This window comes from Streptomyces sp. NPDC057543 (assembly GCF_042801895.1).
Lineage (GTDB): Bacteria > Actinomycetota > Actinomycetes > Streptomycetales > Streptomycetaceae > Streptomyces.
The window spans coordinates 1-14,434 of the sequence record NZ_JBHVFF010000226.1 but is presented as its reverse complement, the minus strand read 5'-3'; the positions used below and the strand labels follow the sequence as shown (position 1 = coordinate 14,434).

The 14,434-nt window shown below is 71.3% G+C and carries 8 protein-coding genes; 6 read left to right on the top strand and 2 right to left on the bottom strand.

Going from position 1 to position 14,434, the window contains the following annotated elements:
• Nucleotides 1–63 precede the first annotated feature (63 nt).
• A complete protein-coding gene (xylA, locus tag ACFU8Q_RS29975) occupies nucleotides 64–1,233 on the bottom strand; it encodes a xylose isomerase (protein WP_383759007.1) in 1,170 nt (389 codons plus the stop codon).
• A gap of 317 nt (nucleotides 1,234–1,550) precedes the next feature.
• Here xylA and xylB point away from each other — a divergent pair, with 317 nt between their 5' ends.
• The 4 genes from xylB to ACFU8Q_RS29955 all read left to right on the top strand — a co-directional run bounded on the left by xylB (nucleotide 1,551) and on the right by ACFU8Q_RS29955 (nucleotide 6,815).
• Nucleotides 1,551–3,032 carry a xylulokinase gene (xylB, locus tag ACFU8Q_RS29970; RefSeq protein ID WP_384459574.1) on the top strand — a complete coding sequence of 494 codons (1,482 nt, stop codon included), beginning with the start codon at nucleotides 1,551–1,553 and terminating at the stop codon, nucleotides 3,030–3,032.
• A 51-nt stretch (nucleotides 3,033–3,083) separates the two neighbouring features.
• Nucleotides 3,084–4,361, top strand: a complete 1,278-nt coding sequence (locus ACFU8Q_RS29965) for a VWA domain-containing protein (protein ID WP_384459571.1) — start codon at nucleotides 3,084–3,086, stop codon at nucleotides 4,359–4,361.
• Complete coding sequence (locus ACFU8Q_RS29960) at nucleotides 4,361–5,227, top strand: hypothetical protein (protein ID WP_384459568.1); 867 nt, start codon at nucleotides 4,361–4,363, stop codon at nucleotides 5,225–5,227. The genes ACFU8Q_RS29965 and ACFU8Q_RS29960 overlap by 1 nt, the downstream gene beginning before the upstream one ends.
• 220 nt (nucleotides 5,228–5,447) lie before the next feature.
• Nucleotides 5,448–6,815: a cytochrome P450 gene (locus tag ACFU8Q_RS29955; protein WP_384459565.1), complete on the top strand. Its 1,368-nt coding sequence runs from the start codon at nucleotides 5,448–5,450 to the stop codon at nucleotides 6,813–6,815.
• A 199-nt stretch (nucleotides 6,816–7,014) separates the two neighbouring features.
• Here ACFU8Q_RS29955 and ACFU8Q_RS29950 read toward each other — a convergent pair whose 3' ends face one another.
• Nucleotides 7,015–9,108 (bottom strand): hypothetical protein, encoded by a 2,094-nt coding sequence (locus tag ACFU8Q_RS29950; protein WP_384459562.1) that lies wholly within the window; start codon nucleotides 9,106–9,108, stop codon nucleotides 7,015–7,017.
• A gap of 542 nt (nucleotides 9,109–9,650) precedes the next feature.
• On the opposite strand from ACFU8Q_RS29950, the gene ACFU8Q_RS29945 reads away from it, so the two are divergent.
• Nucleotides 9,651–9,935 (top strand): sulfurtransferase TusA family protein, encoded by a 285-nt coding sequence (locus tag ACFU8Q_RS29945; protein ID WP_384459559.1) that lies wholly within the window; start codon nucleotides 9,651–9,653, stop codon nucleotides 9,933–9,935.
• Between the two features lie 80 nt (nucleotides 9,936–10,015).
• Nucleotides 10,016–14,338, top strand: a complete 4,323-nt coding sequence (locus ACFU8Q_RS29940; protein ID WP_384459556.1) for a S8 family serine peptidase — start codon at nucleotides 10,016–10,018, stop codon at nucleotides 14,336–14,338.
• Nucleotides 14,339–14,434: the final 96 nt, after the last annotated feature.

The following is a 14,434-nucleotide window of genomic DNA, read 5'->3' as shown; positions in this document are numbered from 1 at the left end:
CCGGACACCCGGTCCGATCCGGTGTCCGGCCCGCCCCCCGGCCTCGCGTCGCTGCGGCCGGGTTCAGCGGACCCCGAGCAGGTGGTCCATCGCCAACTGGTCCAGGACCTCGAACGCCATTCCTCGTTCCGCCGCCGCGTTCACGTCGAACTCCTCGAACGCCGACCGGTCGGCCAGCAGTCCGGCCACGCCGTCCTCGGCGGTCGGGCGGGCCAGCTCGTCGAGCCGGGACGTGCGCAGTGCCTCCTGTACGGCGGGGTCGGCGCGGAAGGCGGCGGCGCGCTCCTTGAGGATCAGGTAGTTGCGCATGCAGCCTGCGGCCGAGGCCCAGACACCGTCGTAGTCCTCGGTCCGCGGCGGCTTGAAGTCGAAGTGCCGCGGCCCCGCGTAACCGGCCGTCTCCAGCAGGTCGACGAGCCAGAACGCCTGGCGCAGGTCACCCGCGCCGAAGCGCAGGTCCTGGTCGTACTTGATGCCGGACTGGCCGTTCAGGTCGATGTGGAAGAGCTTGCCCGCCCAGAGCGCCTGCGCGATGCCGTGCGGGAAGTTGAGCCCGGCCATCTGCTCGTGCCCCGTCTCGGGGTTGACGCCGACCAGTTCCGGGCGTTCGAGGCGCTCGATGAAGGCGAGGGCGTGACCGATGGTCGGCAGCAGGATGTCACCGCGCGGCTCGTTCGGCTTGGGCTCGATGGCGAACTTCAGGTCGTACCCCTGCTCCGTGACGTAGTCGCCGAGCAGGTCGAACGCTTCCTTCATGCGGTCGAGGGCGACCCGGATGTCCTTCGCGGCGCCGGACTCGGAGCCCTCGCGACCGCCCCAGGCCACATAGGTGGTGGCGCCGAGCTCGACGGCGAGGTCGATGTTGCGCAGGGTCTTGCGCAGGGCGTAGCGGCGTACGTCCCGGTCGTTGGCGGTGAACGCGCCGTCCTTGAACACCGGGTGGGTGAAGAGGTTCGTCGTCGCCATGGGGACGACGAGTCCGGCCGCGTCCAGCGCTTGCCGGAACCGCTTCACGATCCCTTCGCGTTCGGTGTCCGTCGAGCCGAACGGGATCAGGTCGTCGTCGTGGAATGTCACACCGTACGCGCCGAGCTCCGCGAGCCGCCGCACGGAGTCGACAGGGTCGATCGCGGTCCGGGTCGCGTCGCCGAAGGGGTCGCGACCCTGCCAGCCCACCGTCCACAGTCCGAAGGTGAACTTGTCCTCGGGGGTGGGCGTGAAGCGTTCCGTCATCGTCTGGCCGCCTTCAGTGCTGTCGGGTTCCATGACCGGTCGAGGTGGCCGAACCCTATTTGTTTACTGTCATGACTAATCATGCATGCGGGCGCCCCGGGCACGTAACCCCCCGTCGGCGGAAATTGGCGGTGATCACTGTTCCCAGCGGGCACGATCGCGTAATTTGTTTACCGTACGATCAAATCGATGTGGCGGCGTCCGTACCGGCGTCCCGTACGAAAAGCCGCAACCCGAAGCGATGTACGCACCACAGTCGGCCCCGCAGTCTTTTCCCCGCGCCCCGCTCTTCCCGCAGCACAGGAATGAGGTCACCCATGCCGCCGCGTACCGTCGTCATCGGGGTGGACAGCTCCACCCAGTCCACCAAAGCCGCCTTCGTCGACACCGCAACCGGCCGGCTGCTGGCCGTCGGCCGCGCACCGCATGTCGTCACCGGCGAGGCGGGTGCCCGCGAGAGCGACCCGGAGGTGTGGTGGCAGGCCCTGCGCGACGCAGTCGCCGCGGGGCTGAAGGAGTCCGGCGTCGCCGCCTCCGAGGTGGCCGGTATCGCGGTCGCCGGGCAGCAGCACGGGCTGGTCGCCCTCGACCGGGCGGGGCGTCCGCTGCGCCCGGCGATGCTGTGGAACGACACCCGCTCCGCGCCGCAGGCCGCCGCCCTCACCGCGGCACTGGGCGGGGCCGCGGCCTGGACCGCGCGGACCGGGTCGGTGCCGGTGGCCTCCATCACCGCGTCGAAATGGCAGTGGCTGCGGAAGCACGAGCCGGAGAACGCCGCCGCGGCCGCGGCCGTCCGCCTCCCCCACGACTTCCTGACCGAACGCCTCTCCGGCGCCGCCGTGACCGACCCCGGTGACGCCTCGGGCACCGGCTGGTACTCCACGGCGACCGGTGCCTACGATCCCGAGCTGCTCGAACTCCTCGGTCTGGACGCCGCGTTGCTGCCCGAGGTGGCCGAGACCGGGGCGACGCGCATCGGCTCGCTCACCGATGAGGCGGCCGACGCGCTCGGGCTGCCCGCCGCGATCGCCGTGGCCGCGGGAACCGGGGACAACATGAGCGCCGCCGTCGGCCTCGGGCTGGGCGGCGCCGGTCTGCTGGACCACCCCGTGCTCAGCCTCGGCACCTCGGGAACGGTCTTCGCCGCGTCCCGGACCCGGCCCGCGTCGACGGCGCTGTCCGGCTTCGCCGCGGCGGACGGTACGTACCTCCCACTGGCCTGCACCCTCAACTGCACGCTCGCCGTGGACAAGGTCGCGTCGCTGCTCGGCCTGGACCGCGACGACGCGGCCCCGGGCGGCGAGGCGGTGCTCCTCCCCTACCTCGACGGCGAACGCACCCCCGATCTCCCGCACGCCTCCGGCCTCCTCACCGGGCTCCGGCACGACACCACCCCGCGGCAACTCCTCGGCGCCGCCTACGAGGGCGCGGTCGTCACCGTGCTGCGCGCCCTCGACGAACTCCTGTCGGCCTGCGGCCTCGACCCGGCCGACCCCGAGGTGGCCGCCCGGCCGCTGCGCCTGATCGGCGGCGGCGCCCAGGGACGCACCTGGGTGGAGACCGTACGGCGGCTCTCCGGCCGGCCGGTGATCGTGCCCGGCGGCGGCGAACTGGTGGCCCTGGGCGCGGCCGCACTGGCCGCCGCGGCGGCGACGGGCGGGGATCCGGTCGCGATCGCCGCAGGCTGGCGGACCGGGGAGGATGCCCAACTTCCCGCCGTCGAACGGGACTCGGCCACCTGGGAGCGGGTCGGCTCGGTGCTGGAGCGAGCCACCAGCCCCTTGCTGAGCGGTTCCTGACATCCCCGCACCGGTTTGGGGAAGCGAAGCGATCTTCACTAGTATCCGGCGATGATCATAAGAAGAAGGCTGACGGTCGGGGTGGGCATCCTGCTCGCCACCCTGACCGCCGGGCTCGGTTCGGCGCTCCCCGCCGCAGCCGGTGAAACCCCCACCAAAGCCTCCCCCAAGGTCGAGCTCGTGCTCGACGTCAGTGGTTCCATGCGGACCCGCGACATCGACGGCCAGTCCCGGATGACCGCGGCGAAGCAGGCGTTCAACGAGGTCCTGGACGCGGTGCCCGAGCAGGTGGAGCTCGGCATCCGGACGCTCGGCGCCGACTACCCGGGCGATGACCGGAAGGTCGGCTGCAAGGACACCAAGCAGCTCTACCCGGTCGGCCCGCTGGACCGCACCGAGGCGAAGACCGCCGTCGCCACCCTGGCCCCCACCGGCTGGACCCCGATCGGCCCGGCCCTGCTGGGCGCCGCCGACGACCTCGCGGGCGGCGACTCCACCCGCCGGATCGTGCTGATCAGCGACGGCGAGGACACCTGCGGCCCGCTGGATCCGTGCGAGGTGGCACGTGACATCGCAGCCCGCGGTATCCATCTCGTCATCGACACGCTGGGTCTGGTACCGAACGCGAAGATCCGCGAGCAGCTGACCTGCATCGCCGAGGCCACCGGCGGCACCTACACCGCCGTCCAGCACGCCGATGAACTCTCCGGCCGCGTCAAGCAGTTGGTCGACCGGGCCGCCGAGCCCGTCGTCACGCCCGTGGCGACCGAGGGCGCGGACCGCTGCTCCACGGCTCCCCAGCTCAAGCCGGGCCTGTACACCGACCGCGAGAAGTTCGGCGAGCACCGCTGGTACCGGGTGGACGTGCTGCCCGGCCAGGAGCTGCGCGCCTCCGTCAGTGTCTCCGCCGACCGTGCCGTGAACAACGACTACGGGGTGCTGCTGCGAGCGGTGACCGTACACGGCCGGGAAATCGTCCGGGGTTCGGAGTCGGGCACCGGCCGCACCGATGCGATCTCCTCCGGCCTGCGCTACCCGAAGGCCGAGCAGGACGACACGGACAACGGCGACAAGCCCGCCGCCGAGACCGTGTGCCTCCAGGTCAGCAACTCCTTCTCGGCCCCCGCCTCGGTGAAGACCACGCCCGGCATGCCCGTCGAGCTGACCGTGGACCTGGTGGACGCCCCGGACGACGCGGCCGATGTCGCCGCGTTCGGTCTCGGCCGCGGCTGGTGGCTGCTCGGCGTACTGGTTCTCACCGGACTGGTCGCGGGTCTGCTGACCGGCTGGATCTCGCGCTGGCGCATCGCCGTCTGGAGGACCAACTGATGACGCGTACGACACGTGTACTCGCGGGTGCGCTGCTGACCGGCCTCGCCCTGCTGACCTCGGCGGGCGCGGCCTCGGCCGACGACCCGTCGGCGAGCCCGAGCCCGAGCGCCTCCGACGGCGCCTCCGGCCCCACCGAGGCCGGCACCACCTTCCGTACGGCGACGGCGATCCAGCAGAACCAGCGCGCCACCGCCGGGGCGTCCACGGGTGACTACCTGTACTGGGTGTTCCCCGCCGACGCGGGCCAACGCGCCACCGTCAAGGCGCAGATCACGCTGCCGGAGAACGCCACCCGGCACGGCGCGTCGACCTGGCAGGTCGACGTGTACGACGGACTGCGGCGCCGTCAGGCCTGCATGTACGGCCGACAGACCGGGAAGGCGGCCGCCGACGCGTCCACGGTCGAGCTGACCTGCGTACTGCGGACCGTCCGCGCCTGGTCCGAGCCGTGGGCCAACGACCCGCTGCCGGGCAGCTATTACGTACGTCTCACGGTCGTCGACCTGCCCTCGGCGGACCTCGGTCTGCCGGTACGGACCGAGGTCGAGGTCACGTCGGTCGACAAGGGCGGCTCCGGGGACGTCGACGGCATGCTCGCCCAGCCGCTGGTCCCCGGTGCGTCCTCGGTCGAGCAGGCCTCGGACGCCTCGGAGGCCCCGGACGCCCCGGCCACGAGTGACGACACCACGCCGGCCAAGGTGGCACTCGGCAGTGAGCCGGAGGACGGCTGGGCATCGGGCTGGTGGACCGACCGCTGGCTGTGGACGGTCGGCGGCGGAGTCCTGGGGGCACTCGCGGCCGTCTTCGGCTACTCCCTCACGCGCGGCACCGGCCGCCCCTCCCGGGTCCCGCCCGGCGTCTGACCCGCGCACCGCGGGACGGGCCCCGAACCACGGGCCCATTGCACCGCCGGGCGGGTTCCGGACCCGTCCGGCGGTGCCGGGCGCCTCCCGGCGCGGCAGCCGCTACCCTCGACAACTCACTTACCGCACAAGGCCGGTGACACCTTTCACGCCGTGCGATACGGCCGACGTCAGGTCGCTGCGCACCAATGCGGCGCGCCACGAGGGAGCGGAGACTTTCATGTCCACGGAGACCGGCACGGCCGAAGCTGCCGAGCCGCGCGGCCACAGGATCGTGCCCGGCCCGAAGGGGCTGCCGTTTCTCGGGAACATGCCTCAGTTCGCGAAGGACCCCCTCGCCTTCTTCGAGCGTCTGCGCGCACACGGAGACATGGTCGGCTGGCGATTCGGCCCCCACTCATGCGTGTACATAGCCGATCCGGAGTGCATAGGCGAACTGCTCACCGAGACGGAGCGCACCTTCGACCAGCCGGCGCTCGGCATCGCGTTCCGCACGGTGATGGGCAACGGCGTGGTGGTCGCCCGGGGCGCGGACTGGCGTCGGAAGCGGTCACTGGTGCAGCCGTCCGTACGCCCCAAGCAGGTGCGCTCGTACGCGGCGACGATGACGGGCAGTGCGGTGGAGCTGGCGGACACCTGGTCCGGCGGCGAACGCATCGACATCAAGCGGGAGATGGCGGCGCTGACGCAGAGGATCGCCGTCCGTACGATCTTCGGCGTGGACACCCCCGCCGACGCGGATGCGATGGGCCGGGCCATGGATGTGGCGCAGCAGGAGATCGGCAAGGAGTTCGCCGGGATCGGCGCGCTGCTGCCGGACCGGGTGCCGACACCGGGCCGGGCCAGGATCAGGAAGGCCGCCGCGGTCATCGACGCCGAAGTGGGCCGGGTCGTCGCCCGTCACCGCGACGGCGGGGACGATCGTCCCGATCTGCTGAGCCGACTGCTGAGCGCGGTCGACGAGACGGGCGCGCACCTCACGGACCAGGAGATCCGCGACGAGACGGTCACGTTGTACATCGGCGGGCATGAGACGACGAGCTCCACTCTGGTGTGGGCCTGGTATCTGCTGTCCCGCAACCCGCGGGTGCGCGCCGCACTGACCGAGGAGCTGGACGGGGTACTCGGTGGCCGGGAGCCGGGGTTCGAGGACTATGCCCGGCTGCCGTACACCCAGTCGGTGGTCAAGGAGACCCTGCGTCTCTACCCGACGATCTGGCTGGTCACCGGCGTCGCCAAGGAGGGTGCGCGGATCGGCGGTGTCCCGATACCGGAGGGCACGAGGGTGTGGACCAGTCAATGGGCGACGCACCGTGACGAACGGTGGTTTCCGGAGCCGGAGGAGTTCCGCCCCGAGCGCTGGGATCCGACGGAGGGCGACGACATCGAGGAGTACGCCTGGTTCCCGTTCGGCGGCGGCCCCCGGGTCTGCCTCGGTACCCGGTTCGCGATGGTCGAGGCGGTGCTGATCCTGGCCGTGCTGGCACGCCGGTTCGAACTGGACGTGGACCCGGGCACCGTCAACCCCGTACCGACACTGACGCTGCAGCCGGACCGCGAGGTGATGGCGACGGTCCGGGCGCGGTAGCGGTGGCCGGGGCGGGGCCGCCGGTCGGTTCGGTGACCGTGCCGTCCCTGCGGGTGTGCGCGCCGGCGGCAGCGGGGTCGAGCCCGGGAAGGGCGAAGTCGGGTCCTGGGCGGGCGCGCAGCGCCGCGGCGTTCTGTGGAGCGGCGACCAGTCCCTCTCGCGGAACTTCGTCCGCTGGCTGCGCATGTCGCGTGCGGCGTCACCGCCGCCGCTTGCCGCCCCTGCCCCTGCCCTTGCCGCCGGCGCCCGGTCGGCGCCGCTGATGGCTGCGGCCGAGACGCGCGGCCGGCTGCCGCCGGGCCTGCTCGGCGACCGTCCTCAGGTCTGCCAGGCCCGCCCGGTCGGGGTGACCGGATCCGAGAGCGGCCTCAAGAGCCTTATGGGCGGAGAGTTCCTGGCCTCCCAGGATGGTGAGGAAGCCTTCGGGGCCCGCCGTCTCCAGGAGCTGGAGCAGACTCTCGGCGACCATGAGGAGGCTCTCGGGCTCGGTGAGGTCCTCGGCACCGAGGACCTCCCGGCGTACCAGGACACTCAGGGCGGTAGGGGCGAGGAGCGGGTCGCCGCGCAGGCCGCGCAGCATGGCCTCACCATCCGGGTACGCCTCGACGAGAGCGTCGAGCATGGCTTCGGCGCGGGTGCGGAACGGGCAGGTGCGCACCGCGTCGGTCAGCTTCTCCAGCGCCTCGGCAGGGCCCTCCTGGGCGGCGGTCCAGGCAGCGAGTTCGGTGCGGGCGGCGTCCGGGTCGTAGTGCTCGGCGATGACACCGAGGAGCCCGGCGGCGGGGGCGTGGGCGAGTTCACCGATGAGCGGGGCATCGCGCCCCTCGGCAAGCAGCCGACGGCGTACGGAGTCGTGACCGAGGGCGGTGAGACGGATCAACTCGATCGGTCCGCCGGCCAGTTCCACCCGCTGTTCCTCACGCCTCTCTTCGGCCTCCTCGCTCTCCCCCTGTCCACCGGCGACGGCGCCGAAGAGCTCGGCGAGCTCCGGCGGCATCCCGGCGGGCGGCAGCGCGTGCTCCTCGAGCGGTATGTCGAGGAAGACCGGGTCGGCCATGCCCTCGTGCCGCTTGATCGCACCCAGGTCCTCCAGCACGTCCAGTACGGTGCGCAGATCACGGTCCGCGTGTCCGAGCTCCATCTGCCAGGCACAGCGTCCGCTCAGGTCGTACTCGGCGCGATAGCGCAGGTGCAGCGAGTCGCGCAGCCGGGGCCAGGGCATGGCGTGCGGCAGGCTGTAGAGGGCGTTGAGGACATCCTGCACGGCGTCCTCGAAGCTGTCGAAGAGCATCGACTCGACGTGTCGGCCGCTGCGGGCGCCCAGGAGCGGCCCACGCAGCTCGGAGAAGGTCTCGAAGACGTGCCGCCACAGCGCGAGCGGGTCTTCCATCAGGGGCTGCGCCTTGGCGACCGCGTACAGGCGCCCCTTGGCCGTCCGTACCAGCCGCGCCTTCTTCGCCCACTCGACCGCAAGCGCCAGGCGCGGCAGCTGCGTGGAGGAGCGCACCGTTTCCACCGCGTCGCCTGTCCCCAGCTCGGCGACGAGGGCTCGCGCGTCTGCCATGCGCAGGCTGCCCGTCGCGGTGAGCACGCGCCCCTCACGGCCCGCCCAGTCGGCGATCCTGCGCAGCCACCGCAGCGCGCGGGACGTGTCGGCGCGTGCGCGCAGCTCCTTCTCCCCGGGGAGCAGGACCGGCAGCTGCGGTTCGGCGCGTGTCACGGCTGCCGGGCCGCGCGTCAGGTGGTTCCGCACCACCTGGTCCAGTACGTCCCGGTCGTACGGCACCTCGTCTCGCTGAGCTTGCTCCACGAAGTGCTCGAGCGCCGCCGGATCCTGGATGTCGACGCCTTGCTCGGCTGCGGTGACCGCCCAGAACTTCGCCAGTCCCCATTGGCCGCGGTCAGCCATGGCGGGGGCGTACCGCGGTGCGAGGGTCTCGATCGCAGCAAGGTTTTCGGCCTCCGAGGCCCCGCGCGGGTCGCTGAGGCCCATCGCGTCGAGGTAGCGCAGCAGGGCCGCGAGCGTGCCGGGCGCATCCGCCGGCTCTTCGCCGGGCAACACGGTGACCGTGCGCGGCAGCCAGTCCAGCAGATACTCCTCGATGTGCCGGGGTTCCCACAGGCCGAGACGCCCGTCGCAGGTACCTCGATGGCGATAATCGAGCGCTGTCTCGACAACGAAGGGGTCCATGCTCTCGCCCCGCTCGCGGGCCCATTGCCCCATGCGGTGGATCAGCAGCGAACGCGCTGCCTCGTATTCCTCGGTCTCCTCGGGCGCGAAGAACATTCGCATTACACCGGCCCTGCCTGTCCTGTCGTACGGCCGCGGTCGCAGAGCATGCCGGCGGCCTTCGGGCCCGGCCTTCGGGCCCGGTGGAGATCGCGGTTCCACGGGACCGGGCGATCACTATTGAACCGTAATCGGTCCACCGGCGACGGCAGCGGCGGACGAGGTCGGACGCGATGATTCGGTCACTGTCGGCAACGGGTCCCAGTCGGGCTCGGGACGCCGCAAATTGTCGGGCGGCGGGGCGCGAGCCGGGCCGGCTCGACCCGGGCGCGGCCGATCACCGGCGGGCGTGTCGTCGCCGCGCAGCCGCCGCGTCAGCTTGCCGGGCGCAGGGGTGGTGGTGACGCCCAGCCCGCGGTCGGCGGGGAAGGCCATCAGCGTTTCGAAGGTCACCCCGGTCTGCGCCGGGACCGGGCCGGGAGCCCCGACGGCCAGGGTGTCGACCCGCGAAGCTGCCTGCGTGACGGGTAATGCGACCGTTAACGGCCGGGTAACGGCCGCGTTCTAGCGTGCGGCCCGGAACCCATGCGATCACGAGGAGCACCATGCTCGACCCCACTTGTCCGAACCGAGGCTCCTCCGTCACGACGGTGATCGTTGACGCCGGCGGCGAACCGTGGGAGCGGGTGGAGCCGCTGCTCGCCCGCCGAATGAACGAGTTGGCTCCCGGGGCCGCGCTCGAACTCCACTCCATCGAGCCGCGGGTGTGCGATCCGCTGTCTCAGTGGTGCGCAAAGCGCGGACACGCTCTCACTCGTGGTGCGACGGACGACGAAGCGTCAAGGTTCCACATCCGCAAGCACGGTCTCTCACCTTTGGAGCAGATATGAGGACACCGCCGCGTGTGTGGGAACGAGTGCGGACCGGGCGAAGTCGCCCGGTCCGCAGGTTCGTCAGCGGACTGGCCGCGGTGGCAATAGCCGCGTCCGCGCTCGCGCTGACCGGCACGGCGGCCAACGCCGCCGACCCGGAGGCCGGCACCGCTGCTGCGGCGACCAGCGTCGCAGCAGCGAAGGCCGACAAGCACGACAAGATCAAGCCTGCCCTGCACGACAAGCTCAGGTCCAAGGGGAAGGCGGACTATTGGGTCCACCTGAGCGACGCGGCGGACCTGACCGAGGCCGGCCGGATCAAGGACTGGACCAAGCGCGGCACGGCCGTGGCCAAGGCACTGCGGAAGACCGCAGCAGCCAGCCAGGCGGACGTCCTCAAGGAACTGCGCCGCGCCCATCTCGATTACGAGGCGTTCTGGGCCACCAACGCGATTCACGTGACCGGTGGTTCGCTGGAGATGGCCGAGCAACTTGCGTCGGAGCCGGAGGTCGAGGCGCTCTGGCCGGTGCTGAACTACACCGCACCCGAGCCCTCGGCGGGTCGGACGACGGCCGAGATCGACGCGGTCGAGTGGGGCATCGCCAACATCAACGCCGACGACGTGTGGGAGAAGTACGGAACCAAGGGCGAGGGCATCACCGTCGCCAACATCGACACGGGCGTCCAGTACGACCACCCGGCGCTGGTGAAACAGTACCGCGGCAACCTCGGTGACGGCACGTTCGACCACAACTACAACTGGTTCGACGCCGCCGGCACCTGCGACGGAGCGCCGTGCGACACCGCTGGGCACGGCACCCACACGATGGGCACCATGGCCGGGGACGACGGCGGGGACAACCGCATCGGGGTCGCCCCCGGAGTGAAGTGGATAGCCTCCAATGCGTGCTGCGCGACCGACACGGCTCTGATCGCGGCCGCCCAGTGGATGCTGGAGCCGACCGACCTCCAGGGCAAGAACCCGGACGCCGGCAAGCGCCCCAACGTGATCAACAACTCCTACGGGTCGAGTACGCCGTCGAGCGACCCGTTCATGGAGGACATCAGCCTGGCGTGGACCGCGTCGGGGATCTTCGGGGTCTGGGCCAACGGCAACAACGGCAGTGGCTGCGCCACAAGCGGCTCACCGGGCAGCCGGACCGTCAACTACTCGGTCGGTGCGTACGACAGTGCGAACACCATCGCGTCGTTCTCGAGCCGGGGCGCCGGTCAGGACGGTGAGATCAAGCCCAACATCTCCGCCCCCGGCGTGAACGTGCGCTCCAGTGTCCCGGGAAGCGGGTACGCCAGCTACAACGGCACGTCCATGGCCACCCCGCACGTGGCGGGCGCGATCGCGCTGCTGTGGTCCGCGGCACCGTCGATGGTGGGCGATGTCGAGGGGACCAAGGCCCTGCTCGACGACACCGGCATCGACACCCCGGACAGCCAGTGCGGCGGCACGGACGACGACAACAACGTCTACGGCGAGGGCAGGCTCGACGCCCTGGCCATGGTGAGCCACGCGCCCGGCCAGGTCAGCGGCCGGATCACGGACGCCGTGACCGGCAAGCCTCTCGTCGGCGCCTCGGTCACCACCGGTGAGGTGACCGCCGTCTCCGACAGCGACGGCCACTACCGGCTGCCGGTGACGGATGGCGACTACACGCTGGCCTTCAGCGCGTTCGGCTACCAGGACGCCACGGCCGACGTCTCGGTCGGCGCGGGCGAGCCCGTCACCCGGGACATCGCGCTGACCCCGCAGCCACGGGTCCACGTCACGGGCAAGGTCACCGACGGGTCCGGCCAGGGCTGGCCCCTCTACGCGAAGATCACGGTTTCCGGCGACCCGGCCCCCCACTACACCGACCCTTACACCGGTGCGTACGACCTGGTGCTCCCGGCCGACCGCAGCCACCGGCTGACAGTGGACCCGGACCTGGACGGCTACCCGACACTCACCAGGGAGACGGCCGTCGGTTCCGCCGACTCCGAGCTGGACATCCCGGTGCCCGTCGACACCCTGGCCTGCAACGCCCCCGGCTACGCGGTCGCTTACGACGGACTGACCCAGACCTTCGACACCACCGACACCCCGGACGGCTGGGCCGTGACGGACGCGGCCGGCAATGGCGAGGGGTGGCGGTTCGACAACCCGCTCAACCGGGGCAACCGGACCCAGGGCAAGGGCTCCTTCGCCACGGTCAACAGTCTTGCCTACGACCAGTCCCACACCCAGGACACCACCCTCACCGCGCCGGTGGTCGACCTGAGCGGCGTCGAGACCGCGACACTGCAGTTCAACACGTACCTGATCGGGACCTATGGACCGTCGCACGTGTATGTCGAACTGTCCGTCGACAGCGGTGAGAACTGGAAGACGGTCTGGGAGCGGAACGCGGTCAGCGTCTCCGGCTCGCAGCAGAGCCTCGATGTGCCGCAGGCGGCTGGGAAGTCCCAGGTCCAGCTCCGGTTCCGGTACACCGGCGGCGGACGCAACGTCTGGCAGGTCGACGACGTCCACCTGGGCGGGCGCAGCTGCGCGCCTCAGGCCACCGGGCTGGTCGTCGGCCACGTCACGGACGGCAACACCGGTGCCGGGCTCAACAAGGTGAAGGTCGCCGACAGCAGCGGCACGCCCACGGCCACCAGCAAGTCCACTCCGGACGATGCCGCGCTGGAGGACGGCTTCTACACGCTGCCCGTGTCGGCCGGGGAACACTCGCTTTCTGCCGGCACCGGTCGGTACACCACCGTCACCAAGACCGTGAAGGTCACCGCGCACGCGCTCACCCGGACCGGCTTCCCGCTGCCCGCCGGGCAGCTCGAGGTCTCCGGTGCGGTCGATCGGAACGTCACTCTGGGCGGCGGGGCGACCGCGTCGTTCACCGTGAAGAACACCGGCGGGGCGCCCGCCGACGTCACCCTCAACGAGGCACGCGGCCGGTACTCCCTGCTCTCCGCGCCCACCTCCACCCCACGCGGGGCCGCCGCGACGACGTCGAAGCACGCCCTTGCCGGGACCGCGTCCGCCCCGGACCCGGTCGAGCCGACCGCGGCCGGCAGCGACTGGGTGTACGGCCCGTCGACGCCCGTGGGCCTGGCGGACAATGTCGTCGGCGCGTACGACGGCAAGGTGTACACCGTGGGTGGCGTGCAGCAGGATGCGGTCGGCAACATGTCGCTCACCAAGGCGGGATACGTGCTCGATCCGCGCGGCGGTGGTTGGCAGGCGATCGCCGACCAGCCCAAGGCCCGCGACAAGGCGAACGGTGCCTTCGTCGGTGGCAAGCTCTACGTCACCGGCGGTTGGTCGGCCGACCACTCCATCGACCGGAGCCTGGACATCTACGACCCGAGAAGCAACACCTGGAGCTCGGGAGCGACCGCACCGACCGGCTACGCGGCCTCCGGGGTCGCCACCCTGGACGGCAGGCTGTACCTGGTCGGCGGCTGTACCACCACCTGCGGCACCACCGACGTCTGGGTCTACACGCCCGACACGGACCGGTGGCAGAAGGCCGCGAGCTACCCGCAGTCCACGTCGTGGCTGTCCTGCGGCAGCATCGCCGGCAAGATCTACTGTGCGGGCGGCACCACCGAGAAGCAGGGCAGCCGGAAAACGTATGTCTACGACCCGGCGACGGGCGCCTGGACCGCGGCGGCGGACATGCCGATCGACATCTGGGGCGCCTCCTACAGCGCGGCCGGCGGCCTGCTGATCGTCTCCGGCGGCGCCAGCGCCAACGGCAGCTGGATCGACATGGAGAACTACGCGTACGACCCGAGCGCGGACACCTGGTCGGCCCTGCCGGCGTTCACCGTGCAGCCCACCTACCGGGGAGGCGGCGCCTGCGGCTTCTACACGGTCGGTGGCGGATGGGGCGAGCCCGGGTGGCTCACCCGGATCCTGCCCGGGTTCGACGTCTGCGACGAGGGCGACGCGTCGTGGCTGTCGCTGGACAAGCGGCGGCTCACCGTGCAGCCGGGCACATCCGTCACCGTGGCGGTCGGTCTGAACGCCGCCGCGGCCTCGATCACGCAGCCCGGCGACCTCACCGCCGAGATCACGGTGGACTCCGACACGCCGTACCGGGTCGTCCCGGTGGACGTCGCGATGCACGTCACGCCCCCCAAGTCGTGGGGCAAGGTGGGCGGTTCGGTGACGGGCGTCGACTGCGACGGCGCGTCGGCGCCGCTGGCCGGCGCGTCGGTGAACATCACCACCTCGGGCGGCGAGTACCCGCTGATCACCGATAAGTCAGGCCACTACGGGCTGTGGATCGACAAGAAATACGGACCCGTGACCGTGATCGCCGCCGACCGGGACTTCGTCTCGCAGGTCAAGGCCGCCAAGGTCAAGGCAGGTGAGACCAGCACCGCCGACTTCGCGCTGAAGTCGTCGCTCTGCCTGGGCTGACCCGCACCGACACGGAGGGGCGGCGGGAGTCACGACACCAAGGCACCCGCCACCCGACAACGAGGCCGGCGAACGGCGGCCTCGTCCGGCCGCGGA

What these genes read in the sequence shown, in the direction of transcription:
- ACFU8Q_RS29945 (WP_384459559.1), top strand. Translation starts at nt 9,651, where the DNA reads ATGCTCGACCCCACTTGTCCGAACCGAGGCTCCTCCGTCACGACGGTG.
- ACFU8Q_RS29965 (WP_384459571.1), top strand. Translation starts at nt 3,084, where the DNA reads ATGATCATAAGAAGAAGGCTGACGGTCGGGGTGGGCATCCTGCTCGCC.
- ACFU8Q_RS29960 (WP_384459568.1), top strand. Translation starts at nt 4,361, where the DNA reads ATGACGCGTACGACACGTGTACTCGCGGGTGCGCTGCTGACCGGCCTC.
- ACFU8Q_RS29950 (WP_384459562.1), bottom strand. Translation starts at nt 9,108, where the DNA reads ATGCGAATGTTCTTCGCGCCCGAGGAGACCGAGGAATACGAGGCAGCG.
- xylB (WP_384459574.1), top strand. Translation starts at nt 1,551, where the DNA reads ATGCCGCCGCGTACCGTCGTCATCGGGGTGGACAGCTCCACCCAGTCC.
- xylA (WP_383759007.1), bottom strand. Translation starts at nt 1,233, where the DNA reads ATGACGGAACGCTTCACGCCCACCCCCGAGGACAAGTTCACCTTCGGA.
- ACFU8Q_RS29955 (WP_384459565.1), top strand. Translation starts at nt 5,448, where the DNA reads ATGTCCACGGAGACCGGCACGGCCGAAGCTGCCGAGCCGCGCGGCCAC.